This is a genomic window from Rickettsia asiatica, assembly GCF_007989425.1.
Classification (GTDB): Bacteria; Pseudomonadota; Alphaproteobacteria; order Rickettsiales; family Rickettsiaceae; genus Rickettsia; species Rickettsia helvetica.
In genome coordinates this window covers 699036-724393 of the sequence record NZ_AP019563.1, presented here as the reverse complement: position 1 = coordinate 724393, position 25358 = coordinate 699036, and the positions used below count along the sequence as shown (strand labels likewise).

Below are 25358 nucleotides of genomic sequence, written 5' to 3'. Positions count from 1 at the left end.
TAACTATTCCTCAATTATTTTCACTTTTGAGCCATCGCCGATTTTAGTCATACCTTCCGTAACAACTAAGTCACCTTTACGTCAGAGGTAATTTCAATTAAACCTTCTGTACGTGTACCGATTTTTACGTATAATTGTTTTACTGTATCACCGTCTATTTTATAAATAAAATTACCTTGATTATTTCGTTGAATACAGCTTTCGGGAACGGTTAGATTTTTATGTGGATTAATTATAAGCATAACATCTACAAAGCTATTATGCAAGATTTTTGTACCCATAGATAAAATAATTTTAGCTGTTAAAGTACCGTTATCTGATAAGTAATGCGACACTGCCCCGATTGTGCTTTTAATTTTTCCTGCAATTAAAACTTCAGTATCGACTCCAACTTTTCCGCTTAAAGACTCTGGCAATTCAATAAAAATACTTTGTGAGTTTTCTGTTCCGGTAATGCTAAAAAGATAGTCGCCTATTTTTACTTCATTGCCGACCATAGACTTAATTACACCTATTTTACCGGAGTAGGGTGCAGTAATTATCATGTCGTTATATGTTTTTAGAGCTTTGGAATAATTAAATTTTGCATCTTCAAGTTCGCTTTTTGATCTTTTATATTCCTCGTTGCTTACAAATTTTTTAGCAAATAAAGCTTCTTTTCTATTATAATCTTCTTTGTGTTGTATTTAATAGAGCTGCTGAGATTTAGTGGTTTCTGCTATGTTTTTATCTATAACTAGTAATATATCCTTTTTTTTTTACTATTTCTCCTTGATGTGCCGAGACTTTTTCAACTACTCCGGTGGCATTAGCATAATAATCACGGCTATTATCATTCTGGCATTGCCCTACAATATTAAATATGTCGTAAAGCTCGGCAATTTGTACTTTAGTTGCTTTTACACCGATAATATTTGTGATTACTTCTTTATTTGCTATTGCAGATAATGAAATTAGTAAAATAAGTAAATTAATAAACTTTATAAACATGGAATTACTTTTTTAGTGTTTTAAGCTCCGTATCTGTTAACCATTTATATTCTTTCTCTAGAATTTCAAATCTAATTTTTTCTAATTGTTCATCAAGATCAGGTTCAGGAACGATAGCAGAACCCATAAATTCAAATCCTTGATAGTTAATTTTTAGTTCTTTACAAGTTTTTTGTAATGATAGTAAATTTTCTTCTATATCATCAATAAATATTATTGATTGCGGATAATAATTTGTTTTGCGTAATACATATTCAAGTACGCTTCCTTTATCATATTCCGCAGTGTAAATTATACCGTCTTTTAACGTAGGTTTACCATAGCCGATATTAAAATCCTCGATTATTATTTCATCTTCTAAAGGTGAAAATTCTTGAAAATTTACCTTTAATTCAGCAAGTTCACGAATTCTCCACTCGATCATATCTTCAATTACGCCGAATTTATCGGTAGGAAGTTTAGTAAGCCCCATTGCCGGAATATTTTTTTCTTTAAGTAGAGCAAATATTTTTAAAATATCTAAATTAACGAACCTAGATTTTTTTCCTTTAAGAATAACGCTAAGTAATAATTCACATTCTTTTCTAGTAAGTCTTTTTTCAATGTCCTTCATTAATGCTTTTCTATAATCATGTGTTAACCTAGATTCATCACTATCCATTACAATTACTTCATCTACATCAAAAAGCACTAAGCTAGTATTATCGGCTTGTTTTACCGCTTCTATAACTTCTTTAAAATCATGAACTTTATTTATTTTGCTATACATATTTGTTTTTTTATTTAATATTACTTATCACTTCTTCTAAGGAATTTGTCATTACCTTTAAATCTTCTTCTCTAGATAAATTATGGTGACCGTCTTTAATTAGCTTCATTACTATTTGTTTACTCGTTATTTTTTCTAATAATTTTACTGAAACATTATAAGGCACATCTTCATCTAACATTCCATGGATTATATGCAGCGGTATATTTATATCAATCTGTTTTTTTATTAATAATAAATGTTTTTTTGCATCTTCTATCAGTTTATAGCTAATAGGATATTTATGCTCGCAATTTTTACCGCTTACTTCTAGTATTCCCTCTTTTTGCATCTTATTTTGATCATTTAGCGATATATTTTGCCAAATATATTCGGTAAAATCTGGAGCAGGGGCTACACACACAAGCCCTTTTATTTTATCAGGAAATCTTAAAGCCGCAAGAAGTGCTAGCCATCCTCCCATGCTCGAACCTACTAATATCGCCTCCGTATCAATTAATTTATCTAAAATTAGTGATACTCCTTCTAACCAATCACTAATTGTTTGATCCTCAAATTGTCCCGATGCGTTTCCATGACCGAAATTATCAAAAACAATAAAATTATAATTGTTTTTTTTACAATAATCTATTAAATAGATAGCCTTAGTTGATTGCATACTAGACATCAAGCTGTGTAAAAAAATTACAAATGGAATATTTGTATTAATTATTCTATAATTATCATAGACAATAAATTTGTCTTGTGTTTTATTATAAAGCTTGTACATTTTAAATAATTATTTTAATAGATTGAGATTTAATGCCTTCATTAAAGTCAAGTAAACGATACAATAAATATACTATTTTGCAAGTAGTTCCTGCTCTAGTTTCGGGAGGGGTTGAAAGAGGTACTATAGAAGTTGCAAAATATCTTAAAATTCTCGGTCATACTCCTATCATAATTTCAGCAGGCGGTACTTTAGTTAAAGAGTTAGATAAGGAAGATATATTGCATATTGAAATGAATAGTAGCAGTAAAAATCCTTTTGTAATTCTGAATAATGCAAAATTGATAGCAGAAATAATCAAAAAATATAATGTTGATATAGTTCATACAAGATCAAGGGCACCGGCATGGAGTTCATATCTAGCAACAAAATGGACGAATGCTAAATTTCTAACTACTTTTCATGGGGTTTATAATATTCCAAATAGTTTTAAAAAATATTATAATAGCATAATGCTAAAAGGCGAAAAAGTTATTGCCGTGTCTAATTTTGTAAAACAACACTTGCTCGAAAACTATAAAATTGATGAAGATAAAATAGTAGTAATTGAACGTGGAGTGAATTGTGATTATTTTGATCCGGCAAATTTAACGCCCGAAAAACTTAAAAAATGTCGTAATAAATATGATGCACCGAGTAACGTGCCGATAATATTAATGCCTTCTAGAATGACAAGCTGGAAAGGGCATCTTGTTTTAGTAGAAGCATTAAGTAAGTTAAAACATAGAGATTTTTATTGTTTAATGGTCGGTGATATATCTAGACATCCCAATTTTACTAATAGAGTAAAAGAGCTTATAGCTACTCTAAAACTTCAAAATAAAATTCAAATTTTTGGTAATGATTCGGATATAATAAACCTATACGGGATTTCCGATATTATCGTTTCTGCCTCAATCGAGCCTGAAGCTTTCGGTCGTACTATTATAGAAGGGCAAGCGATGGAGAAGCTTGTTATTGCAACTAATATTGGCGGTGCAGTAGAAACAATAAATAATAATATAACCAGTTTCCACGTAGAACCAAATAATGCCGAAGCGTTAGCACAGAAAATCGATTATTGTTTCTCGATTTTAGGCACTGATACTGCTAAGAAAATCCAAGAAGCAGCAAGACATACGGTAATTAATAATTTCTCTCTTGATCTGATGCTAAGAAAAAACCTTGAAGTCTATAAAGAAATCTTAAAAAACTCCCATAATTGAACACCTAGATTTAGTATATACTCATGATAAATGAAAAGTAAGTATATAGAGTTGAATAGAATAGCTATTCTCCTAATAATTTTATTTCAGCATACAAATCTTCAAGATTTATATACTGATCATAAAAATTATTATGGTCATGAGATTTACCGTCATGATGCACTACAAGCATTAAAGTTTCCAGTAAAAATTCTTTTAAAGCTTGTTGTGCATTTTCTATAGATATTTTATTAAGATTGGCAAACACCTCGTCTAAAATTAATATTTTAGGGTTTGAAATTATAGCTTTAATGATTCCAATTTTTTTCTTTTGACCGCCACTTGGTGCATTTATTACATCATAATTTTTATCACTTAAGTGCGTAATTAATGTACCTAGATCAAATAGTGTGTTAATTTTTTCTTCTAATGATTATTTATTACTTTTAATGATTGATTGATCAAGGCCTGAGGTTATTACTTCAAATAAAGTAGATTGAGCCGGTATGTAACTATTCTGATCAATAAATATTATTTTTGGATTTTGATAATGGGTAGGTATGGAAATTTCACCAACGCTATGGCATGGATCAGCAATACAATTTACTAAACTCTTTAAAAAAGTAGTTTTGCCTTTTCCTGAGGAAGCTGCAAGAAGATAATGTGCTCCTAATGTTAATACTAATTCTTCAAAACTCAAAATAGTTTTTTCTTCTATAATTAGATTATAATCAGAAATTACAAGTTCATCATTTGTATCATTAGTAGACCATGTTATTCCTTTTTTATCCTCAGAAGAAATTGCCTCTATTAATTTTGTAATTCTCGCTTGTGATATAACTGCTCCACTAAAGATTATTTTTAATGAGGAACTTGTTATAAGAATGGTTTTAAGGTTTCAAGCCAAGGATTAAGTAGTAGAGCTTGCTCAAGTGTAATTTCTCCATTTTTTACTTTATAAATATAGTAAAGTGATTTTATGAATTTATCTGAGATATCTAGTATAGTGGTTATAGTATTTTTTGTGCTATCTAAAAACAGCATTTTCTTTGATACTTCTTTTTTAGCTTTAAGTTGTTTGGCATATTGATTTTGTACAAATTGAGCAGAATCAGTTAACAAGATATTTGAAGTATTAGATGATATATTTCTTACTATAGAAACTTTATTTTCGTTAATTTTCTCCGCTTCTTTCCTGTAAGAAATATCTAGTTGATATAATATATTTAAAAATCCTTGCTTAATATTTTCAAACTCATTAAATATAATAGCTCCTGGAACTAAATTCATTATATCTTGCAATGCAATAAGCTGTATAATTTTTTGAGTAGTTAAATTCCCTAATTGTAAAATTCCAATAGTGAAAGTATTATTAAGATCATTAAATAAATTATTAGTAATAGCTTCTATATCCTTTAATCCTAAGATTTTACTTTTATATTCCTTGTTTAGTAACAGTTCCAAAGCTTTTTGTTCAATTAAATCTTGAGTATTTTGTGTTAAAGAAGTTTTATATGATTGGAATAGTGTGCTTATTATATTTTTTCCACACTATAAAAATACTGATTTTTGCTCCTTGAAAAACAAGAGGTCCTATAGCAGCAGTAGGGTCCTGTATGAGTAAGGTTAATGCAATTATAATGTATTGCCATCATTTCCGGTGTAGTTAATAAAACTACTATTTATGCATGCTTCAATTAAATCTAAAACATTTGTTATAACCATATTTCTAATAATCCAATTATTAGAAATATGGTAAAATCCTTGGATTACATCTTTAATTTCATTTTTTGAATCATTTTTAAAATTGTTAGAAAGTATATTAGGATCAATTACCCTAATATTAGGGGTTAAGTTTGTCTGAATTTCTTTTAAATTTTCCTGATAATTTAAGAAATCAGTCCCATAATATGCTAAGCTCAATATTGCAACTGTAGAAGTTAAATAAATTGGTACTGAATAATTAGGAAAAGCTGTGATGAGATTTATAGTAATAGGGTAGATTAAACTTCCTTTAAATGTGGCAGAAGTAAGATAATGTTTCTGAAAATACCCTGCAGTTATTAAGATTTCATCAGCAAGAGTTGCCGAAACAAAAAGACTGCTTCTCCTTTTGTCCCATTTACAATAAAACAGTTATACCGCTAATTATTAAATGCGTTCCATATGCTAACTTCTTGGAAAAGGTAGAAGCAACATTATTTTTATTAAAATTTACCTTATTAGATGAAATTATAGATATTATATCGTCTATATTATAGCCTAAGTTAGAAAAAGATTTTATTACCGGATTTTTACGAAATAAAAAAGAGAATGCCATAATTGTTAATTTTTATTAAAAATAGATATCGTCATTGCGAGCAGGCGTTGTTGCGTGGATACCGATGTCATTCCCGCGAAAGCGGGAATGACATAAAGAGCATTTACTGATCCACGCAACAATGCCTTGCGAGCGACTGAAAAGAGCGTGGCAATCCATAAAAATAATAAAAAAATGCTAATCTTTAGCATTTTTATACTTCCTTGCTTCGTCAAAACTTACAGTTTTTCCTTAACTCAGACGTTAAATTCTTAACTAATCTATCTTTAATAAACATTGCCGAATTAGGTGATAAGTCGCATTATAGTATAAAGAAAAAATGTAGGTGTAGGGAAGAAAGTAAAAAGGCAGATAAATAAAGCCTGCCTTTTTGTAATTATTAACGAGAATATAACTCGATTACTAAATGAACTTCTGCTTTAAAAGGATATGGAATATCAGAAAGAGCAGGAATTCTTAAATATTTACCGGTTAATGAAGGTACATCAAATGATAAATAGCCTGGTGTTGTTTGACCTTGTTTTGAAACGGATTCTTGGATAAGCGGTATTTGTTTTACAGATTCTTTAACTTCTATAACATCACCTTCCTTTAGTCGTATGCTTGCTATATCGGCTTTCTTACCGTTTAATTTAATATGTCCGTGTGAAACTAACTGTCTTGCAGCAAAAATAGTTGGAGCTATATTCATTCTATAAACTACCGTATCAAGTCTACTTTCAAGTAACCCAATAAAGTTTTCACCGGTATTACCTTTCATTTTTTGAGCAAGTGCAAAAATATTTCTAAATTGTTTTTCAGTGACGCGACCGTAGTGGCATTTTAATCTTTGCTTAGCTTTTAAATGTAAACCGTAATCTGAAGTTTTAATCATGGTATTGTGCCCATGTTGCCCGGGACGATAATTTCGTGTATTGAAAGCATCCTTGCTATCACCCCATAGACTTACCCCAAGTCTTCTACTAGCTTTATATTTAGAACGAACAATCTTTGTCACTGATAATATCCTTAACTTTTATTTGAATTACAGCGTCATTCAGAAAGTTTGATACAAGCGAATTTTCTGACATTCGCCTTTGCTCACGTACTTTTTGTACGCTCCGCAGGCTCAGTCGTCAATTCATCTTGTCTAAAGCTTTCTGAATCTAGCTTTGTAAGAAAATATATACATTTCTTACATCAAAGTCAATCATTGATTTTTAACCTAAAACTTTTTATACTTAAATAAAAAAATCGTATGAGTTCTTCGGTAAAATCAATAAATTTAGGTAAAATAAATTACTCTCAGAGTACAGTTAAAGACTATATATTATTAATGAAACCACGTGTGATGTCGCTTGTGATTTTTACGGGTTTTGTAGGTATGTGGATTGCTCCTTATTCCGTGCATCCTTTTATTGCTGTTATTGCTGTTGCTTGTATAGCTCTTGGGGCAGGTAGTGCTGGGGCAATTAATATGTGGTACGATAGAGACATCGATAGCTTAATGAAACGTACTCAAAAAAGACCTATCGTCAGAGGTGCTATAGAACCTGATGAGGCTTTATCTTTTGGTTTGATAACGGGATTTTTTGCAGTATTTTTTATGGCTTTATGTGTTAATCTACTTGCATCCTTTTTACTGCTATTCACTATTTTTTATTATATCTGTATTTATACTATTTGGTTAAAGCGTCGTTCTATACAAAATATCGTTATTGGCGGAGTATCGGGAGCATTGCCTCCTGTGATAGGTTATGCAGCGGTAAGCAATACTATATCTCTAGAGTCGATTATATTATTTTTGATTATCTTTATTTGGACACCGCCGCATTCATGGGCTCTTGCTTTATTCTGTAACGAAGATTATAAAAACTGTAAAGTACCGATGATGCCTGCCGTAAAAGGGACTTTATATACTAAAAAACAAATTCTAATTTACAGCATTCTTTTATTTATTGTTTCGCTAATGCCTTTTTTTATCGAAATGAATAATTTTATATATTTAATAATTTCTGGTATTCTTGGGTTAGTATTTCTATATTATGCCGGTTCTTTATTCTATGATACTCCTGATAACAAACAAGCTAAACGATTTTTTGCCTATTCGATATTTTACTTGTTTTTTATATTTTTACTTTTGTACTCAACTAACACTATATCCCCTATTAGCTGAGAGATAATAGTGTTGAGTGACTTTTATGGAAGATAAAATTGAAACCCAACGTGAAGAAACATATCATAAGTTTATTTTCATGCAAGTGATTTTTTATTTATAACTGTAATTTTCAAATTTTATGCTTTTGTTTCGTAATTTTGATAAGTAGGAAGAGTTAGAAGATATATCGGATTTGATTCCTGGGATCAACCTGTGTCATGCAACACACTCCATCGTTGGATAAAATTACTCTTAATACCGGCTTTATAACGTACAGCCTTGCCTCCGTATTCACTTACTTTATTTTCCTGTATATTTGGTTGCCAAATTAAAGCTTCACTCTCCAATCTATTTGAGGCAATATTTCTTTCATGCTGCTTATCGTTATGCGTTAAAAATATACATTCCGCTTTTATAAACGGTTTATATTGGTTATTTATGTATTGATCTAAATCTTCAAATAACTTTGCGTATTCAGGTGAGCCAGCCTTCATAAGCAATAATAGGAGAAAAGTTTAGATGAACTTCGTAACCTGCTTCAATAAAAATATTCACCGCTTTTATTCTCTCGATAATTGTACTTGTCTTTGGCTCTAATATCTCACTCATCCTTACCGGCATCAAACTAAATCTAATCCTTATTTTGCTTTCAGGATTAAAATTAAGTAATTTAGGATTGACATATTTAGTAGCAGTCGGTAAACTTGCTATATGTTTATCCAATATGTCAAGTATTTGATCTATATTTTCATTTATATTAATATCTCATAGTTATGACGCATAACATAACAATAACTATTTCTGCAACCTCCGGCACAGCCATATAGGAAGTTAGGTGTTATGTAATCAGCTGATCTTCCATTAGGACGTACGTGCAAAGTTTTCGTATTTTGTACTATTTTTTTAACCATACGATTTTAAATTAAAGTTTATTTAAAATACTTACTTAGCTTTACAAACTTCAGATTTATTTACTTACCTTGAAATTGTAGTTATAAATTATTAATTACAAATATATCATAAGTTATGGAAAAACCAAGCTATCTAAATTTTGATAATAAAAATTATAAATGGAAAAATGATATTGATTATCGTAAATGCCCGGAAAGCTATAGAGTAGGTAAAGGTGAGCAAGGAGTATTAATTTGTCAACCATATAAAAATGAAATTTTGCCTTATTGGAAGTTTAAAACTCCTGAAATTGCTAAAGAAAGTAGTGAAAGAATATATGAAATATTTTTAAAATACTTAGAGGATAATGATTTTGTTGGAGCTGATATGGCTCGTAAATATTTGCAGATGGGTTTTACTAGAAGTAGACGTTATGCTAATTATAAAGGTGGAAAAAAATATGATAAAGATCATGATTATAAGAAATTAGAAAAAGGAAGAGGTGATCCAAAAAAAGTGAAAAGTGCCGATATATTTTTCAAAAAATGGCAAGAGGCAGAAGATAATAAGAAATATAAAAAGATGACAATAGAATGGAAAAAACAATATGGGTAAATATTAGCTTAATAAAATAGAAATAACAATTTAGAGCTAACAACTATAGATGTATAAGAGGTCCATTTATCGGCTCTATTTGTTGTATTAAAATTTAGTCTTGCATTGATTAATGCTTTACCAAGTTAGTTTTTTTATATTATAGTAGATTAATAGAGGATAGATTATGACTAAAGATGAAATTGTGAAGCTTGTTTAAAAAATGTTTCGATCTTCATAATAGATATCAATATCAAGAAGAAAAAGACAATCTACGAAAATTCGTTGAAACTGATCCTGAAGAACTTTCAAATTTTATTGCAGCTTATAATAAAACTGAAAAATATAACAATAGGGAAGTTGAAGTTTTTCATAGCTTAAGTTCTATTTTAATGGAAAAACAACAAGATAATGCGATTAAATCATTAAAGAAAGCTATTGAACTAGATCCAAGTAACATACTACCACGAAGAGCTTTTTAATAAGTTATATAGAATAAATCCGGAGGAAGCACTCGCTTCCATCAAAAGAGCTATAGGGTTAAATCAAAATAGGAAATCATTATATGAAGACCTTATTATTTTGTTGAAAAAGGCAAATTATGGTGAAGAAGCAGCAAAAATTACTGAAGCAATTCAAGATATCCCTAAAAACATACCTCATTTGGTATTAGATACTGAGAGAAAAAATGATATTTCTCTTTTAGGATTAGAGCATTGATGTTAAAATAATTTCTTCAATCCTTTTTGTAGCAGTTTGTTTACAGGATCTGCTTGTTGGTTTTCCGGCGGATGGTTGTTTTGTTCTTCTGCATTTGTATCCTTTTTCTTTCTAAGACCCAAAGCATCTTTAATAATATTTTTAGGTTTCTGCTCTCCGCTTTTTAAGTCTTTAATAACACTATTAAACACATTTTTGACTAAATATGTTTGAAGGGCTTGAACATCTAATTTATGCTGCGGATTATTTATGAATCCGTATAATTTAACGGTTATAGGCGGTAAATCCGCAATAGTAACGCTTGCACTAATATCCATCATATATTGCGTTAAGTTAATTTGACCGCTTGCATTTGCTTTAGCAGGTGAAGCATCTAAACTACATTCATTTAAATTAAGTTTACCTTGTGTTATATTTCCGCTTGCAATTAGATTTTTGAAAGATGTTGATCCGCCGCTAAAAGAGCTGTTAATAAGTCGCAATACTCCTTCGGTATTTTTAGCATTATTTACCGCATCTGCAATTCTGTTTAAATCAAATCCGCTTATTTTTCCATTATCGCTATTTATGTTAAAGTGTCCGTTTAGATTATTAATATATGTATAAACGCTATTACCGCGAGAAGTAAGATCCGCTTTAAAGCTTAGTCGCCCATCAGTTATTTTTATTTTATCCGATTGCGGAGTTAAATTTTTTAAGTAAGCATTTTTTAAATCGATTTTGATTGCAGCGTTTTGATCTTTTCCTGAACTCACATAACCGGTGCTACTTAGTTCGCCACCGTAAATGCTCGCATTAACTGAAGTAATATTTAGCTTACCACCGGTGATATTTAATTTTGCTTTTAAATTATTTATGATTAATGAGTCATTAGTTAATTTATCAATATTTGCGGTTAGTTGTCCTTTAATTTCATTTAAAAATCCTAAGTTAATAGGATTGTTTGACCAAGGAGAATTATTTTTAGCTGTAGGTGTATTTTGAGTAGTAGGGCTACTAGTTTTACTTGGAGCAGCAGTAGGGTTATTGCTTGAAATAATTTTCTCCAAATTAACCAATGGGCTATATAAGTTAAGGTTAAAATTTGGCTTCTGAGCTGCTAAATTAATATCGCCTTTAATAGATATATTAGTGTTAAAAGCAGATATTTTATTATTGATACGAAAAGTATCTTTAATTTTTTGTACTTCCCCGTTTAACTGCAATACCCCAATCTTACTTAAATTACTTACTCCCATAAGAGACATAAACGACTCAAAATTATTAATTTTTAGATTGTGAGAAATAGTTATATCTTGTGCTAAATTTTTAAGCTCAATATCTCCCGTTAGATTACTATTTGCAGCCGATAAATTAATATTTTGCAGCTTTATTGCTTGGGAGTTATAAATTACATTAGAAGTCAGTATAAGTTTTTGATTAATAATAGGCGGTAGTTTATCGGTCTTTAGTTTTAGAGCATCAAGTATAGGTTTTAAACTATCAGCTTGTAGCACAATATTTGTCTTATCTAAATTAGTACTAATCTCGGTTATAATGTTACCAGGGTTTACAATAATATTTGATTTTAGGTTATTACGCTCTATATCATAATTTATATTTGCTAGTAATTCTATATTTGGATAATTAAGTCTGGCATCTTTGATAGTTATATTTTTATTATCGGCAGTAATTGCCGTAGTTAGCTCATAGTCATTTTGTAAGTCAGCCGGCATACCTAAAGTTTTAGTATTACCTTTAATATTTGCGTTACCTATAAAAGAATTATTTTCGCTATCAAACTTTCCTTCGATTTTAATTTTTTCACCGGCAAGATTAATATTGGCACTTAACGGAATTATTTTCCTGATTTCTTCAATATTTCCATCTATATTAATCTGCTGTTCCAAAGCCTTTAAAGCTAAAGTAAAATCTATCGGTCCTTTAAGGCTTTTAATTTTAGTCTCTAAATTAATATCGTTAAATATTTTCTCACTATTTTTTTCTATATAGATTACTTTGCCATCTATTATTTTAAAATGACTAATCAAAATAGGAAGTTCTAATTCAGTTTTAGTATCAGTAGATTCTACAGAGCTGACGTTATTTATGTTAGGGTTATTATTAGATGTAACGAATTGCCAATTTTTTTGTCCGTTATTCAAGACTTCTAGATTTATAATAGGTTTTTGTAAGGTGATAGAAGCTACTTCAATTGCTCCTCTAAAAAGAGGAAAAAGCCGCAATGAAGCTTTAGCACTTTCAACGGAAACTAGAGTAGGTTCCTTTGTGCCGTCTATTGATGATAATTTAATTTCTGATAACGAAATTGTAGGATTCGGTAATAAAGATAATTTTATATCGCCATTAATAGTTAAATCTCTATTTATAGCCTCTTTGACTTTATCTATTATTACTCCTTTATAATTATTTAAAGGAATAAAGAAAGGAATAACAATTAATAATAATATTATACTTATAAGTATAATAAGTGAGTATTTTAAAGCTTTAGGCATAGAGTATAACCTTCTATTTATATACATATTATTGATTATAGTATTTAAGGCTTAATTGTCAAATCCATATAGCTTGCTCAATTAAAGATTGAAATAATTGTATTATTAATGAATTTATAGTATTATATATCAATAATATAACTATATCTAAAAAACTTAAACATGATAAAATTATTCGTAGTGCATTTGAAAATCCTTTCGTTGCTAGGGAGTTTTTCGAGATGCATTTACCGCCTCATATCAAAGATTCACTCATATTTGAGACTCTTAAGATGGAAAAGGATAGTTTTATAGAGCCGAATCTTAAAGAATTTATACTGGATATTCTATTTTCTGCTAAATTTGATGGTGAAGACGGTTACTTATTTTTATTGCTAGAGCATCAAAGTAAACCTGATTATTATATGGTTTTTCGGTTATTTAGGTATATGTTAAATATTGTCGAACATCATATGAAAGCACTAAAAAACAAAAAATTTCCTTTCATATATCCTTTAGTGTTTTATAACGGTATATAAAAATATAATGCTCCTCGAAATTTATGGGAATTATTTGAAAATAGCGATCTTGTAAAAAATACCTGGATTAATGATTATCAACTTATAAACGTGCATGATATGTCTGATCAAAAATTGAAAGAAAATGCTTGGTCCGGAATTTTACAATTTTTTATGAAGCATATTCATGAACGTGATTTATTAAAGAGATGGCAAGAAATAGCTGATCTCTTGCCTCAATTTGCCGAGGTTAATATCGGCATTGATTATATAGAGTTAATTTTATACTATACTTTGACTAGAATTGAGGAAAATGATAAAATAGAAATAGCAAAAATACTTAAATCACATTTAAACCCTAAAGTAGAAGAGGAAATTATGGTAAGCTTAGCTCATCACTGGATGCAGGAAGGTATAGAAAAAGGTAGACAAGAATGCAGAAAAGAAGCGATACAAATCGGTGAAATGAAATTAGCAGAGATGGCAAAAAAAATGTTAAGGAAAAATAAGCCTTTAGACGAAATTATTGAATTTACCGGTTTTACAAAAAAAGAAATTGAAGAATTACAAAAACAACTCCAAAAATAGGAGATTTAAAAACTACGGTAAATTGTTCAAACTTCTCTTTGATAATTTAAAATCACATAATCTTTAGTTATAATAGGAAAAAATTCTTTATTGAAAGGTAATAATTCGGTTGTTTGGTCTAAAAATTCTATTTCAATTATATCACCGGCACCAAAATTAAAAATATTTTTAATTTTGCCTATTTCTTTATGATCTTGGTTTAATACCGGTAAATGGTTTAAATCCGCTATATAAAATTCATCTTCTTCTAGTTCCGGTAAACTTGCTCTTAAGCAAAATATTTTATAACCTTTTAAATTTTCAGCCTCATTTCGAGTAGCTATATCCTTAAATGTACAAATTAATTCTCCTTTGGCATTTTGGCTAATTAGCTTAATATATATATCTTCTCCTGACTCATTTACTAAATTTCTTTCAAGTATTCTTGTAGCAGGTTCGGTAAAAGATTTTAAAATTACATGACCTTTAATTCCGTGACATGATTTTATTACACCGACTAAAATTAAATTTTCTAAAGAATTCATTAATTTGCCTTTAAATTTTGATAGTTTATAATAATATATCTAAGAAATTATCTGTAAACTTATTTTAAAGCTAATTAAATTCTTTTTTGCTGCAAATTATAAGATTTTTTTGAAATAGGAATGGCTATTTCGACAAAAATCTTATTAATTTTCGCTACAAAATCTCTTTAATTATCAATTAAAATAAGTTTACAGATAACCTCTAAAAGAAAAATTTTTTAACAGATTTCTAAATATGATAAAAAAAATAGCTGCCGGCCTCATAATTTGTTTCTCATTATTGTTATTTATAATTTTTGGTGTATTATCATTTGTTAACTATAATTCGGTTACTAATAATTTTACCGGTCATTTAGGAATTGCGAAAGAAAATATCAGAAAAATAAAGATGAATAAATTTCCTTTGCCCTATTTAGTTATTGAGACGATAAGGGAAGAAGGAAAGTTAGATTTAGAGCAGATTAGAATTCATTTTTCGTTGTGGTCACTTATAAAATTTAATCCTAAAATTAATAAAATAGACATATTAGATGCTAAATTTTATTCAAATTCTAATGTATTAAATATTTATAATCATGAAGAGTTAATAAAGAATTTCTTTAAATATAAATTACAAAATATAAATCTAAATGTTACTAATCTAAGTATTATTAATAAACAAGATTATTCTATTTTAAATTTTAATAATTGTATATTAAAAAAAGAAAATGCTTTATCGTCTAATTACATATTTAAAACTACAAGTAACTATACAGGTAAAATTTCAGGTTCAATTAATAAACGTGACGATACAGTAGATTTTAGTCTTAATATTGATAATAATGATTATGGTTTTAAGTTATTGCAAATTTACAAAGATTTTAAGCTTACTAGCGGTAGCGGTGAATATCAGATTAAAAATTTAGCATCGGTAATGTATAATATATTACCGGATTTAAACCATCTTTTTAATAAATTTAATCAAAATGAGGCAATAAACGTTAAATTTAATATTTCAAATAATGAAGATGAAATAGAGCTAAAAGACATAGTAATAGCATCATCTTTTATTACAGGTAATGGATTTGTTAACATTGCTAAAAATGATAATATTACTACTAATGTGAAACTAGATTTTCCTAAAATAGATCTAAGTTCGTTAATTTCTCCAAATGCAGGGGTAACATTTAATACTTCTTCTTCAAATATTAGATTTATTTTTGCCGATAAATTACTTAAAGCAGACGTGGCAATTAACGAAATAATTTTAAGTAATAATGAAGCACTAGAAAAAATAGTCTTTTCTTCTAACTTATCAAAGGGTACTTTAAAGATACATGAATTTTCAGGTAATATTAAGTCAGGTGGAGAATTTAAGCTTACAGGTAATGTAACACAGAATGCTGTTAGAAGTATGTTCGATGGACAGCTATATTTAAAACACAACGATATAAATTCGTTACTGAATATTTTAGGATTTAACGATGTTACTATTAAAGAAGCTATTCCTTTTAGCTTGTCGTCAGATTTAAAACTCACTTTAATAGATTTATTTTTTAAAAAGTTATTACTTAAAACGGATAATTTAAATTTATCAGGAAATTTTTCTAGTAAATTTATTGCTCAAACACCTCGTTTAGATGCTACGCTTAATATATCTTCGCTTGACTTAAGCAGTAGGACGTATCCAATAATTTCGCCGCTTATCGAATTTACAAAAAATTTAACTAAAGATATGAAAACTTTAGATTATCCAAGTAAATTTATTCCTATTAGAATAATAGGATATTTAGCTAATTTAGATATTTTGATAGATAGCATTAAGTATGATGATCATGTATTTGACAAAATGAATTTGCTTGCTAAAATCGTACCGGCTAATATAAAAATTAGTAATTTAGATTTTAAAACTGCTAACAGCTATTTATCAACTAGCTGGAACTTGGATGTCTCGAGTGTATTACCGTCTTTGACCGTAGAAATTAAGGACGGTAATCTTACTACTGATTTATTATCACCGGCAGGAATGCTTAATTTAAGAAATAAATTAATAAATGATTATAGTTTAGATAAAGCTACATTGCAATTTTACGGGACATTATCAACATTATCACAAAATGATTTAATATTGAAAAATGTTAAATTTTATGTAGCAAATAATAATAATCTATTACAATTTAATAATATTGAAGCAGAATTATTAGGCGGTAAGTTTCAAGGTAGCGGCAATATTTTATTGGAACCTTATTCTATAAATTTCGTATATGCTTTAAATACAATAGATTTAGACAAAGTTTCGGCTTTTATGCCTAAAATATTTACTGCAAGTAGCGGAGAAGTAAGTATAAGCGGTAGTTTAGGGACTAACGGTAACACTCTTCAAAGCCAGCTATATAACCTTACTATAAAATCACAATTTGCTATAAACAATATAGATGTTAATAATTTTGCAATGGATTCTTTTATAGAAAAAATTAATACAGCTGATTATAAGGTACAAAATTTAGATAAAGATATAAATAGTGCTATAACCACAGGACAAGAAAATATTAGAGGCATAAGCGGTGATATTGAACTACAAAAAGGTATTGCCCTTTTAAAGAAAGTAAAATTTGCAACACAATATAGTAGCGGTGCGGCCTCTTTTGCAGTTAATATATATAATTTTGATATGGATGCATCTAGTATTTTATCATTTTATGTACCGGCAAGGCTTGTTAAGTTAAATACCTCAAATACGAGTTCCGATAAAGATAGTTTGGCACATCTTAATATAAAAATGCAAGGGAGTATTTTTGCTCCTAAGAAAACTTTTGATAGTAGTGAGCTAAAAAAATTACTTATACCACAAACAACTGAAGACAAAACTACTACAGATAACCATTGAAAAATAAAAATAAATGACTAATACTAAAACTTTAGAAGAAAATATTAGCTTTGAAGAAGCTTTAAAAGAGCTTGAGGAAATTGTTAAAAAAATAGATAACGGACAAGAGAGTCTAGAGACGGCAGTTAATAGCTTTGAAAGAGGTATTTTACTTAAGAATCATTGTGAGAAAAAACTAAAAGAAGCTCGGTTAAAAATTGAAAAAATTACTAAACTTGCTGATTCTAAGGTGGTCTTAGAAGAGACAGAAGTGTAGTGTTGACACTGCCTACTAACTATAGATTTGTCATTGCAAGTGGAGATTGTTGTGTGGATCGGTAAACCCACTATGTCACCCCGTAGCTTGACCACGGGGTCCAGAAATATAACTTAAAATACTAATAATTTTAGTATTTTTTACTGGATCCCATGGTCAAGTCGCGGGATGACAGAGGTGAAACCCGTCCACGCAACAACGCCAATGCCCTGCAGGAATGACATAACATAAAAATTACAATGCTTATGGTTAATCATATAATTGACTTCATCTATACCGTTCCTAATATTGTTTTATTCTTCATAATAAATATTATTTTGATGAGTTTTTGTGCGGGATGTTTATATTTAACAAATACATTATTCCTAATAATTTTCAAAAAGAAGAGCTTGGAAGTCTTGGCGGGTTTTTATCGGGTGTAGTCGGTAGTATGTATGCGGTATCAACCGGTTTTGTATTAATTTATTTACTCGGTAATTTTAATAAAGCACAAGAAGGGGTGGCAGCAGAATCTATAGTGTTGATGAGGCTTGCAGATAGTGTAGGTTGGCTTCCCCATGAAATGAGACTTGCAATTTATCTAGATATTAAAAATTATACCAAAGATATAATACAGCGTGAATGGCAATTAATGAAAGACGGCAAGAAAATCGGTCCTGAAGCTCTTAGTTTCCTCCAAGATATTAATAAGCGACTACAAGCTTATAAAGTAAATGATCAAATGCAGATATTCATTAAAAAAGAAATAATTAAAGAGATAAAAGAGCTTTATACCGTGAGGTACAATAGAGTTAAAATGTCTTATTTTCCTTTGAATATCCCCAATATTGGATAGTTATATTTATAATGACTATTATTCATTTAATTGTTGTCTGTATGCTTGGTACTAAACTTTATCTACATAAGATTTCGGTTGGTTTAGTTTGTATTACTTCATCATCAATGCTTTTTTATTATTTATATTAGATAAACCTTTTCGAGATCTTTTTGCCGTTAATCAATATGATCTTATTAAGGCTATACATTATATTGAGAGATTAAATTAGTGATATCTGTAACAATATAACGCCATAATTTATCCGTACCTTTAGTAATACCGATGCGGGTAGTATTAGAGTAGGGGAGTTTTAAGCCGATATCGCCGACAAAAAATTTGTTGTTATTTATAAGATCGCATTTATTATGAGAAATATTAATTCCAAGATATTTACATAATTTACCCGGACCATTGAGGTATAGATTTCCAGGCGAAATAACATGTATGCCTCTTATTAAGGTCGCAGCAGGGAAGCCTTCGGCTTCAGTTACGAAATTTACACAGTAATACATTCCGTAAATTAAATAGACATAGCTAAAGCCTGCAGGACCAAACATTACATCCGTTCTTTTGGTCCGCCCTCTTGCTGCATGGCAAGCAGGATCATCCTGACCTATATAACTTTCAGTTTCAGTGATTATAGCGGCTTTACCTTGGAAATAAAGAGCTTTACCGATTAACTCAGTGCTTACTAAGTTAGTATCTCTTGCAAAAAATTCACGAGGTAAAGGGATTAATTTATTCATGTTTTTGAAAAAAAATATTTAAATTCTTATGCCATTTTGTAGGAGTAAATCCGGTAATTTCATATTCAGCTATATTATTTATATAAAAAGGATCTTGTTTTAATATATCTTTAAGCTGACTTAGTTTTTCTGTATTAGCTAAAATAATACCACCAATTCTTGGATGTATAGGACCTGATAAAATAAAATATCCCTTATATAACATTTATCTAAAAATTTTCTATGTTCCGTAATAAATTTTTCGACGGAAGAAAGGTCTAAGCCTAAGGTATATTTAAGATTTACAATAAACATAATTTATATTTTTTTATTAAGTGGTTTAGAATTTTTTATAGAGGTTGGAACGGTATCATATCCGCCGTTGCAAAACGGTTGGCATTTGATGATTCTTTTAAAAGCAAGCCATAGTCCTTTTAGACTACCATGTAATGTTATAGCCTCTTTAGCATATTCTGAACAAGTGGGGCGAAATCGGCAATTATTGCCAAGTAGCGGGGAAATGAAATATTGATAGAACTTTATTATTAATAAGAGTATTTTACTCATTTTGCAGCTTATCTATAATAGTTTCCATTTTTTCTTGAGTTAGATCTTCATAATAATCGTCATTAATTTGTACGACCGGAGCGTTAACGCATGCTCCTAAACATTCTATCTCGCTTAAAGTAAACTTTTGATCTTCAGTAGTTTCTTTGAGTTTTACACCTAATTTCTTTTCGCAAATTTTCATTATATCATCACTACCACACAGCCAGCAAGGGGTAGTAGTACATACTTGAATATGATATTTACCGACGGGCTTTAAGTTAAACATAGTATAAAATGTTGCAACTTCATAAGCTCGCATATAAGGCATTTCTAACATATTTGCGACATATTCGATAGCATGCACAGGCAGCCAACCGCCGTTTTGACGTTGTGCTAGATCAAGCAACGGCAATATTGCACTTCTTTTACCCTCCGGCGGATATTTCTTTATAATCTCTTCTGCTAGATTTAAATTTTTCTTATCAAATGTAAAATTTGTACTCATATATCTCTTATATTATTCCTGCATGGATCGTTTTCATCGTCATTGTGAGAAGAAATTACGTAGTAATTCGACGAAGCAATCTCGGACTAAAATCCTGAGATTGCCACGCTCCTTGCAGTCACTCGCAATGACAGTTTGGTATCCATACAACAATGCCTGCTCGCAATAACGAATCACCGGTCAATCTCACCAAATACAATATCAAGCGTAGCTATAATAGTAATAACATCTGACATTAAATGACCTTTAGACATAAAATCTAGTCCTTGCAAATGAGCAAAGCCCGGGGCTTTAATGCGGCATCTATAAGGTCTATTATTGCCTGTTGAATATAAATATACGCCAAATTCACCTTTAGGAGCCTCTACTGCTTTATAAGTCTCACCGGCAGGAACGTTATAACCTTCAGTATAAAGCTTAAAGTGATGAATCATTGCTTCCATAGATTCTTTCATTTTGGCTCTTGTCGGCGGTGTTAATTTAGGATCATCGGTTTTAACTGCACCTTTCGGCATTTTTTCTATACATTGCTTGATTATCTTGATTGATTCATACATTTCAAGCATACGAACGAAATACCTGTCGTAACAATCGCCGTTTTTACCGATCGGTACTTCAAAGTCTATTTCATCATAAACGTCATAAGGGTTTGACTTGCGTAAATCCCAAACTATACCCGAACCTCTAAGCATCGGTCCTGAAAACCCCCAGTCCATTGCCTCTTTTTGAGACACAACACCGATATCTACTAAACGTTGTTTCCATAACCTATTTTCATTTAATAGACTTTCAATATCCTGAAGTTTAGGAGGAAACTGCTCTATAAACTTATCTATATCCTCAAGTAAACCATCAGGTAAATCTTCTGCAACTCCGCCGGGTCTGAAGTAGTTTGAATGCATACGAGAGCCGGAAACACGCTCGTAAAATTCCATGATCTTTTCTCGCTCTTCAAAGAGCCATAATAAAGGAGTAGTAGCACCGATATCTAAAGCTTGGCTGCCGATATTCAAAGTATGGTTCAAAATTCTTGTTAGTTCTGAGAATAGTACCCTGATAAACTGAGCTCTTCGTGGGACTTTACATTCTAATAACGACTCAACAGCTAAAGCAAATGCATGTTCCTGGCACATTGGCGAAACATAATCAAGGCGATCAAAATAAGGTATAGCCTGCAAATATGTTTTATGCTCAATAAGTTTTTCCGTACCACGATGAAGTAACCCAATATGAGGATCGGCATTATTTACTACTTCCCCGTCCATTTCAAGGATTAATCTTAAAACTCCGTGAGTTGCCGGATGCTGCGGACCAAGATTGAGAGTTATAGTTTTGGTGTTATTAGTCATAGTATCCGTCATTGCGAGGAGCCGTAGGCGACGCGGCAATCCAGTTGTTAAATAATTTCATCATATAAATCTTTCCAATTTACATTCATTTGCTCAATTAAATTAAGCTTTTTTGCTCTTGAGCCTGATTTAATTTGTTTTTCTCTAGCTATTGCAGAATCCATAGTTTCATGAATTTCATAAAATACTAGTATTTTACAATCATATTTTTTACTAAACCCATTAGTTGTATTATTTTTGTGTTCATATATACGTTTGACAAGATTAGAAGTTACTCCTACGTAAATCGTACCGTTTCGTTTATTAGCAATAAATATATACAGTTGGTTGTTTCATAATTTTTTCTGGATTGCCGCACTCCTTGCAGTCGCTCGCAATGACGTGTTACTTCCTAGCCTTCTCATCCCCAGGCAATACGTAAGTCGGGCTATGCCAGTGTGAGCTAAAATCAAACTCACGATATTCTATGTCTAAATCGACCGGTTCATAAGCTACTTTCTTTAATTTTTCATCATATTTAACTTGCGTATAACCGGTTAACGGGAAATCTTTACGTAATGGATGCCCCTCAAATTCATAATCGGTTAGTATTCGTCTTTTATCGTCATTGCCATCAAAAATTACCCCGTACATATCGTAAACTTCACGCTCATACCAGCAAGCAGCACTAAATATATTCATTGCCGAAGGTATAGTTTCTTTTTCAGATATATCTATTTTTATTATTAAACGCTTATTTAATTTTAAGCTTAGTAAGTTATATACTACTTCAAATCTTTTATCTCTTTCAGGAAAATCAGAACCGAATAAATCAGTAAGTACAGTAAAACGTAATTCTTCTGATTCTTTTAAAGCTTTTAAAAACAGTAATAAAAAATTCGGCTCGATTTTATAAGCTAGGTAATCTTTAACCGTGACCGGAGTTATTAAGATGCTAGATTTAGCAGTAAGCTTTTCAATGAGTTTGTCTAGCGTCATACTTAAAACCTGTAGTGCGTTTAATTTTTTTCTGTAGCTGCATAAGTCCGTAAATTAATGCTTCGGCAGTAGGAGGACAGCCAGGGACATATACGTCAACCGGTACGATTCTATCACAGCCACGCACTACCGAATAGGAAAAGTGGTAATAGCCGCCGCCATTAGCACAGCTACCCATTGAAAGCACCCATTTAGGCTCAGCCATCTGATCATATACTTTACGTAGAGCCGGTGCCATTTTATTAGTAAGCGTTCCTGCAACTATCATAAGATCGGACTGTCTTGGACTGGGTCTAAATAACATACCGAAGCGATCCATATCATATCTACTTGCTGCTGCCTGCATCATCTCAACAGCACAACAAGCAAGCCCAAAAGTCATAGGCCATAAGGAATTAGCTCTCGCCCAGCCTATAACATCATCAACTTTAGTTAATAAGAACCCTCTATTAGAAAGCTCACCGTTTAATAATTCATCTTCTTGATAAAAATTATTTTTCATATTACTACCAGTCTAAAGCTCCTGTCTTCCATTCATACACAAAACCTATAATAAGTACGCATAAGAAAAACATCATTGAGAAAAAGCCTATTGTACCTATCATATTAAGGCTAATAGCCCAAGGCACTAAAAATGCAATTTCAAGGTCAAAGATAATAAATAAAATAGCAACTAAGTAAAAACGTATGTCAAATTTTGATCTTGCATCGCTAAAAGGCTCAAAACCGCACTCATAAGGCTCTAGCTTATCTTTATTATATTTCTTTGTCGATAATAGGTTAGGTAGAATCATTATTAAACCGGAAATCAATACCGCAATACCAAAAAATATAGCAATCGGTAGATATTCCTGTAAAAGTTCTGAGTTTTGTAGCATATGTTTTTTATTAGTTTTCGTCATTGCGAGGAAAATTACGAAGTAATTCGATGAAGCAATCTCAGGATATTTGACGAGATTGCCACACAGCCTACGGCTGCTCGCAATGACGTAGGTTTAATGACACTATATTTATCTATATTTACCTCAAATAGCATCAATTATCAACGACAATATCAGGTTTAACTAGTAACTTCATTAAAACTAGTACCCAAATACCGCTTGATATCCACCATATTTGCCAAATATTATATGAAATCATGCCGATAATATAGTAATTGATAAAACATGCATAAGAAGCTGACCTAAAATTATTATTCTTTATATTATCAATTTGTTTTAAGTATTTATAGATTAAGCTTAAAAATAATATTAGCCCTATTATACCGAGTTCAAGAGTAATTTGTAATATATTATTATGAGGATGAAGTGGTAAAGGATGCCATTTTTCTCCGTTGTAATCAATCATTTCACTATCATTGACTTTGATATATTTAGAAGAAGCAAAGCCATAGCCTAAAATCGGCTTTTCAATGATTTTGTTTGCGACAAAATGCCAAATAAATAAACGATGAGCAGCCGATGCTTGAGTTGTTAAATATCTTTCAGATAAATCTCGTGGTTCTATTTGTTTAGCTATAACAGGAAATAGTAACGAGCTGGTAATTAAACTTATTGCGATTAATTTGAAAAATATCGGCTTCATAAATCTTGTTAAAATAAATATTATTCCGCCTATACCGAAGCCTAAAAAACTTGCTAAACTGTCGGAAATACTTAATAAATAAAGCACTAATATATATAGCATTAATGCATGTCGTTTTTTACCGTTAGAGAGTAAAATTATAACCACTACCCAAACAGTAATTGAAAGTAAAGCACAGCCCCGATCTAACATATATAAGCCAAAACTAGCTTTGAATATTCTTGTTAAAAATCCATGAGAAGAATATTCGATGAAGAATAATAATATTGCTGTGAGAATTCCGAATATTAAGGCTTTTTTAAGCTGTAAGCGATTTTGAAAAGGAGCAGAATTACTCACTGCAAAGCCAAGAAATAAGAGTATGAAAACTTGAATAAAAGTAGCTAAGCTATTAATAGGATGAATTGTGAATAAACAAGATATAAAGCACCAAGTAGTGAATAATAGTTCAGTTTTTATCGTCATTGCGAGGAAAAACTGTAAGTTGTGACGAAGCAATCTCAAGAGTCCTGTTGTATGAGATTGCCACGCTCCTTTCAGTCGCTCGCAATGACGATTGATACCTTGCAGAAATAACATTAACAAAAAAATTGTAACAGTAGTTGCAACCGATAAACCCGTAAGCATACCAAGACTTGGAATTAAAAATATTAAGCTAGTGATTAAATACTGCATCTAAAAACAATCTTTAGCAAAAATTTCGTAAATTGGGTGTTCAAACGTTGAAAGTGAAATGCTTGAAGAAATCATCCACCCTTGGAAAAGTAAATTAGGATCTTCGTCTATTTTATATTCCGTTATGGTCATCAACAAATAATTATCTTCATTATACGGATCAAGATTTTTTATACATTTATGTAATTTGATTTTTATATTACCGAAATATTTTTCTTCTCCAACTTTAAAATTAATTTCTTCAGAAGTAGCAGTAATTTTATTTAGAGCAATAATTTTACCATTTGTATAATTCTTAAATTCAGAACTATTATTAATATTATCGTTTGGATTTAAAATAGGATGATTTTCATCAAGAGGGATAAATACGTCATTTTCAATATCTTCGGTTGTAGTAACCGACTCTAAATTTTCTGCGAATATAGGAAAATTAATGCATATAGTAATGATAAAAATAATTTTTAGTAATTTCATAAATAAACATATTATTTTTCAAAATTATATACTATAGGGGATTAATGGCAATGATAATTTATGATAAGGTTTTAATGTCATTGCGAGCGACTGAAAGGAGGG

General features: G+C 30.4%; 30 protein-coding genes and 3 pseudogenes. 9 read left to right on the top strand and 24 right to left on the bottom strand.

All coding sequences use genetic code 11. From position 1 onward, the window contains the following. Positions 1–3 precede the first annotated feature (3 nt). The 3 genes and pseudogenes from RAS_RS04210 to RAS_RS04200 form a co-directional block, all read right to left on the bottom strand. Positions 4–990: pseudogene (locus RAS_RS04210) on the bottom strand (efflux RND transporter periplasmic adaptor subunit). A gap of 4 nt (positions 991–994) precedes the next feature. Next, entirely contained in the window at positions 995–1759 is a 765-nt protein-coding gene (locus RAS_RS04205; RefSeq protein ID WP_147142621.1) for a DUF2608 domain-containing protein, read from the bottom strand. A 10-nt stretch (positions 1760–1769) separates the two neighbouring features. Next, on the bottom strand, positions 1770–2528 hold the full coding sequence (locus RAS_RS04200; RefSeq protein WP_147142618.1) for an alpha/beta hydrolase: 759 nt from the start codon (positions 2526–2528) through the stop codon (positions 1770–1772). A gap of 32 nt (positions 2529–2560) precedes the next feature. Between RAS_RS04200 and RAS_RS04195 the strand changes: the two genes are divergently transcribed. Beyond that, positions 2561–3733, top strand: coding sequence for a glycosyltransferase family 4 protein (locus tag RAS_RS04195; RefSeq protein WP_147142615.1), 1173 nt, complete (start codon positions 2561–2563; stop codon positions 3731–3733). Between the two features lie 64 nt (positions 3734–3797). Here RAS_RS04195 and RAS_RS09765 read toward each other — a convergent pair whose 3' ends face one another. The 6 genes from RAS_RS09765 to rpsD form a co-directional block, all read right to left on the bottom strand. Next, positions 3798–3980 carry an ABC transporter ATP-binding protein gene (locus RAS_RS09765; RefSeq protein WP_232049132.1) on the bottom strand — a complete coding sequence of 61 codons (183 nt, stop codon included), beginning with the start codon at positions 3978–3980 and terminating at the stop codon, positions 3798–3800. A 165-nt stretch (positions 3981–4145) separates the two neighbouring features. Further along, on the bottom strand, positions 4146–4412 hold the full coding sequence (locus RAS_RS04185) for a hypothetical protein (RefSeq protein ID WP_232049131.1): 267 nt from the start codon (positions 4410–4412) through the stop codon (positions 4146–4148). 176 nt (positions 4413–4588) lie between these two features. Next, positions 4589–5176 carry a hypothetical protein gene (locus RAS_RS09755; protein ID WP_232049130.1) on the bottom strand — a complete coding sequence of 196 codons (588 nt, stop codon included), beginning with the start codon at positions 5174–5176 and terminating at the stop codon, positions 4589–4591. A gap of 171 nt (positions 5177–5347) precedes the next feature. After that, on the bottom strand, positions 5348–5635 hold the full coding sequence (locus tag RAS_RS09750; RefSeq protein ID WP_232049129.1) for a hypothetical protein: 288 nt from the start codon (positions 5633–5635) through the stop codon (positions 5348–5350). Between the two features lie 199 nt (positions 5636–5834). After that, positions 5835–6032, bottom strand: a complete 198-nt coding sequence (locus tag RAS_RS09745; RefSeq protein ID WP_147142609.1) for a hypothetical protein — start codon at positions 6030–6032, stop codon at positions 5835–5837. A 379-nt stretch (positions 6033–6411) separates the two neighbouring features. Continuing rightward, on the bottom strand, positions 6412–7029 hold the full coding sequence (rpsD, locus tag RAS_RS04160) for a 30S ribosomal protein S4 (RefSeq protein WP_147142607.1): 618 nt from the start codon (positions 7027–7029) through the stop codon (positions 6412–6414). A gap of 240 nt (positions 7030–7269) precedes the next feature. Between rpsD and cyoE the strand changes: the two genes are divergently transcribed. Further along, positions 7270–8187, top strand: a complete 918-nt coding sequence (cyoE, locus tag RAS_RS04150) for a heme o synthase (protein ID WP_010423368.1) — start codon at positions 7270–7272, stop codon at positions 8185–8187. A gap of 188 nt (positions 8188–8375) precedes the next feature. Here cyoE and RAS_RS11075 read toward each other — a convergent pair whose 3' ends face one another. After that, positions 8376–8663: a hypothetical protein gene (locus RAS_RS11075; RefSeq protein ID WP_197734667.1), complete on the bottom strand. Its 288-nt coding sequence runs from the start codon at positions 8661–8663 to the stop codon at positions 8376–8378. Beyond that, positions 8644–8892, bottom strand: a complete 249-nt coding sequence (locus RAS_RS11070; protein WP_408634804.1) for a spore photoproduct lyase family protein — start codon at positions 8890–8892, stop codon at positions 8644–8646. The genes RAS_RS11075 and RAS_RS11070 overlap by 20 nt, the downstream gene beginning before the upstream one ends. 303 nt (positions 8893–9195) lie before the next feature. On the opposite strand from RAS_RS11070, the gene RAS_RS04140 reads away from it, so the two are divergent. The 3 genes from RAS_RS04140 (at position 9196) to RAS_RS08600 (ending at position 10374) form a co-directional block, all read left to right on the top strand. Beyond that, the gene (locus RAS_RS04140; protein ID WP_010423365.1) at positions 9196–9675 is read left to right on the top strand and encodes a DUF4385 domain-containing protein; all 480 of its coding nucleotides are present in this window, start codon (positions 9196–9198) and stop codon (positions 9673–9675) included. A 191-nt stretch (positions 9676–9866) separates the two neighbouring features. Then, positions 9867–10136: a hypothetical protein gene (locus RAS_RS04135; RefSeq protein ID WP_232049127.1), complete on the top strand. Its 270-nt coding sequence runs from the start codon at positions 9867–9869 to the stop codon at positions 10134–10136. Between the two features lie 100 nt (positions 10137–10236). After that, positions 10237–10374, top strand: a complete 138-nt coding sequence (locus tag RAS_RS08600) for a hypothetical protein (RefSeq protein ID WP_172616089.1) — start codon at positions 10237–10239, stop codon at positions 10372–10374. A gap of 2 nt (positions 10375–10376) precedes the next feature. On the opposite strand, the gene RAS_RS04130 is transcribed toward RAS_RS08600, so the two are convergent. After that, entirely contained in the window at positions 10377–12869 is a 2493-nt protein-coding gene (locus RAS_RS04130; protein WP_147142603.1) for an AsmA family protein, read from the bottom strand. A 101-nt stretch (positions 12870–12970) separates the two neighbouring features. Here RAS_RS04130 and RAS_RS04125 point away from each other — a divergent pair. Beyond that, positions 12971–13954: pseudogene (locus RAS_RS04125) on the top strand (Rpn family recombination-promoting nuclease/putative transposase). A gap of 26 nt (positions 13955–13980) precedes the next feature. Here RAS_RS04125 and rimM read toward each other — a convergent pair. After that, a complete protein-coding gene (rimM, locus tag RAS_RS04120; protein ID WP_147142600.1) occupies positions 13981–14478 on the bottom strand; it encodes a ribosome maturation factor RimM in 498 nt (165 codons plus the stop codon). Between the two features lie 235 nt (positions 14479–14713). On the opposite strand from rimM, the gene RAS_RS04115 reads away from it, so the two are divergent. The 3 genes and pseudogenes from RAS_RS04115 to RAS_RS04100 all read left to right on the top strand — a co-directional run bounded on the left by RAS_RS04115 (position 14714) and on the right by RAS_RS04100 (position 18646). Continuing rightward, positions 14714–17344 (top strand): AsmA-like C-terminal region-containing protein, encoded by a 2631-nt coding sequence (locus RAS_RS04115; protein WP_147142598.1) that lies wholly within the window; start codon positions 14714–14716, stop codon positions 17342–17344. A gap of 13 nt (positions 17345–17357) precedes the next feature. Further along, positions 17358–17600, top strand: coding sequence for an exodeoxyribonuclease VII small subunit (locus RAS_RS04110; RefSeq protein WP_147142595.1), 243 nt, complete (start codon positions 17358–17360; stop codon positions 17598–17600). A gap of 320 nt (positions 17601–17920) precedes the next feature. After that, a pseudogene (locus RAS_RS04100) lies at positions 17921–18646 on the top strand (bestrophin-like domain). Here RAS_RS04100 and RAS_RS04095 read toward each other — a convergent pair. From RAS_RS04095 to RAS_RS04045, 11 genes are all read right to left on the bottom strand, one after another. After that, positions 18618–19163 carry a DNA-3-methyladenine glycosylase gene (locus tag RAS_RS04095; RefSeq protein ID WP_147142593.1) on the bottom strand — a complete coding sequence of 182 codons (546 nt, stop codon included), beginning with the start codon at positions 19161–19163 and terminating at the stop codon, positions 18618–18620. The pseudogene RAS_RS04100 and the gene RAS_RS04095 overlap by 29 nt on opposite strands. Next, a complete protein-coding gene (locus RAS_RS04090) occupies positions 19156–19368 on the bottom strand; it encodes a YciI family protein (protein ID WP_147142590.1) in 213 nt (70 codons plus the stop codon). Before RAS_RS04090 ends, RAS_RS04095 begins: the two co-directional genes overlap by 8 nt. Before the next feature lie 92 nt (positions 19369–19460). After that, a complete protein-coding gene (yidD, locus tag RAS_RS04085; protein WP_010423340.1) occupies positions 19461–19709 on the bottom strand; it encodes a membrane protein insertion efficiency factor YidD in 249 nt (82 codons plus the stop codon). Continuing rightward, positions 19702–20196 (bottom strand): NADH-quinone oxidoreductase subunit NuoE, encoded by a 495-nt coding sequence (nuoE, locus tag RAS_RS04080; RefSeq protein WP_147142587.1) that lies wholly within the window; start codon positions 20194–20196, stop codon positions 19702–19704. The genes yidD and nuoE overlap by 8 nt, the downstream gene beginning before the upstream one ends. Positions 20197–20369: 173 nt before the next feature. Next, positions 20370–21545 carry an NADH dehydrogenase (quinone) subunit D gene (nuoD, locus tag RAS_RS04075; RefSeq protein WP_147142584.1) on the bottom strand — a complete coding sequence of 392 codons (1176 nt, stop codon included), beginning with the start codon at positions 21543–21545 and terminating at the stop codon, positions 20370–20372. Between the two features lie 47 nt (positions 21546–21592). Further along, complete coding sequence (locus tag RAS_RS04070; protein WP_232049360.1) at positions 21593–21832, bottom strand: GIY-YIG nuclease family protein; 240 nt, start codon at positions 21830–21832, stop codon at positions 21593–21595. A 97-nt stretch (positions 21833–21929) separates the two neighbouring features. Beyond that, a complete protein-coding gene (locus tag RAS_RS04065) occupies positions 21930–22523 on the bottom strand; it encodes an NADH-quinone oxidoreductase subunit C (RefSeq protein WP_147142578.1) in 594 nt (197 codons plus the stop codon). Beyond that, the gene (locus RAS_RS04060) at positions 22501–23025 is read right to left on the bottom strand and encodes a NuoB/complex I 20 kDa subunit family protein (protein WP_147142575.1); all 525 of its coding nucleotides are present in this window, start codon (positions 23023–23025) and stop codon (positions 22501–22503) included. The genes RAS_RS04065 and RAS_RS04060 overlap by 23 nt, the downstream gene beginning before the upstream one ends. A 4-nt stretch (positions 23026–23029) precedes the next feature. Next, positions 23030–23401, bottom strand: a complete 372-nt coding sequence (locus RAS_RS04055) for an NADH-quinone oxidoreductase subunit A (protein WP_147142573.1) — start codon at positions 23399–23401, stop codon at positions 23030–23032. Positions 23402–23558: 157 nt separating this feature from the next. Then, positions 23559–24782, bottom strand: a complete 1224-nt coding sequence (locus RAS_RS04050) for an O-antigen ligase family protein (protein ID WP_147142568.1) — start codon at positions 24780–24782, stop codon at positions 23559–23561. Further along, positions 24783–25256: a DUF2155 domain-containing protein gene (locus tag RAS_RS04045; RefSeq protein WP_147142566.1), complete on the bottom strand. Its 474-nt coding sequence runs from the start codon at positions 25254–25256 to the stop codon at positions 24783–24785. Positions 25257–25358: the final 102 nt, after the last annotated feature.

Bases quoted from the DNA above. Each gene is read 5' to 3' on its own strand.
- RAS_RS04205 (WP_147142621.1), bottom strand. From the start codon at position 1,759: ATGTATAGCAAAATAAATAAAGTTCATGATTTTAAAGAAGTTATAGAA.
- RAS_RS04200 (WP_147142618.1), bottom strand. From the start codon at position 2,528: ATGTACAAGCTTTATAATAAAACACAAGACAAATTTATTGTCTATGAT.
- RAS_RS04195 (WP_147142615.1), top strand. From the start codon at position 2,561: ATGCCTTCATTAAAGTCAAGTAAACGATACAATAAATATACTATTTTG.
- RAS_RS09745 (WP_147142609.1), bottom strand. From the start codon at position 6,032: ATGGCATTCTCTTTTTTATTTCGTAAAAATCCGGTAATAAAATCTTTT.
- cyoE (WP_010423368.1), top strand. From the start codon at position 7,270: ATGAGTTCTTCGGTAAAATCAATAAATTTAGGTAAAATAAATTACTCT.
- RAS_RS11075 (WP_197734667.1), bottom strand. From the start codon at position 8,663: ATGAAGGCTGGCTCACCTGAATACGCAAAGTTATTTGAAGATTTAGAT.
- RAS_RS04140 (WP_010423365.1), top strand. From the start codon at position 9,196: ATGGAAAAACCAAGCTATCTAAATTTTGATAATAAAAATTATAAATGG.
- RAS_RS04130 (WP_147142603.1), bottom strand. From the start codon at position 12,869: ATGCCTAAAGCTTTAAAATACTCACTTATTATACTTATAAGTATAATA.
- rimM (WP_147142600.1), bottom strand. From the start codon at position 14,478: ATGAATTCTTTAGAAAATTTAATTTTAGTCGGTGTAATAAAATCATGT.
- RAS_RS04115 (WP_147142598.1), top strand. From the start codon at position 14,714: ATGATAAAAAAAATAGCTGCCGGCCTCATAATTTGTTTCTCATTATTG.
- RAS_RS04110 (WP_147142595.1), top strand. From the start codon at position 17,358: ATGACTAATACTAAAACTTTAGAAGAAAATATTAGCTTTGAAGAAGCT.
- RAS_RS04095 (WP_147142593.1), bottom strand. From the start codon at position 19,163: ATGAATAAATTAATCCCTTTACCTCGTGAATTTTTTGCAAGAGATACT.
- RAS_RS04090 (WP_147142590.1), bottom strand. From the start codon at position 19,368: ATGTTATATAAGGGATATTTTATTTTATCAGGTCCTATACATCCAAGA.
- yidD (WP_010423340.1), bottom strand. From the start codon at position 19,709: ATGAGTAAAATACTCTTATTAATAATAAAGTTCTATCAATATTTCATT.
- nuoE (WP_147142587.1), bottom strand. From the start codon at position 20,196: ATGAGTACAAATTTTACATTTGATAAGAAAAATTTAAATCTAGCAGAA.
- nuoD (WP_147142584.1), bottom strand. From the start codon at position 21,545: ATGACTAATAACACCAAAACTATAACTCTCAATCTTGGTCCGCAGCAT.
- RAS_RS04065 (WP_147142578.1), bottom strand. From the start codon at position 22,523: ATGACGCTAGACAAACTCATTGAAAAGCTTACTGCTAAATCTAGCATC.
- RAS_RS04060 (WP_147142575.1), bottom strand. From the start codon at position 23,025: ATGAAAAATAATTTTTATCAAGAAGATGAATTATTAAACGGTGAGCTT.
- RAS_RS04055 (WP_147142573.1), bottom strand. From the start codon at position 23,401: ATGCTACAAAACTCAGAACTTTTACAGGAATATCTACCGATTGCTATA.
- RAS_RS04050 (WP_147142568.1), bottom strand. From the start codon at position 24,782: ATGCAGTATTTAATCACTAGCTTAATATTTTTAATTCCAAGTCTTGGT.
- RAS_RS04045 (WP_147142566.1), bottom strand. From the start codon at position 25,256: ATGAAATTACTAAAAATTATTTTTATCATTACTATATGCATTAATTTT.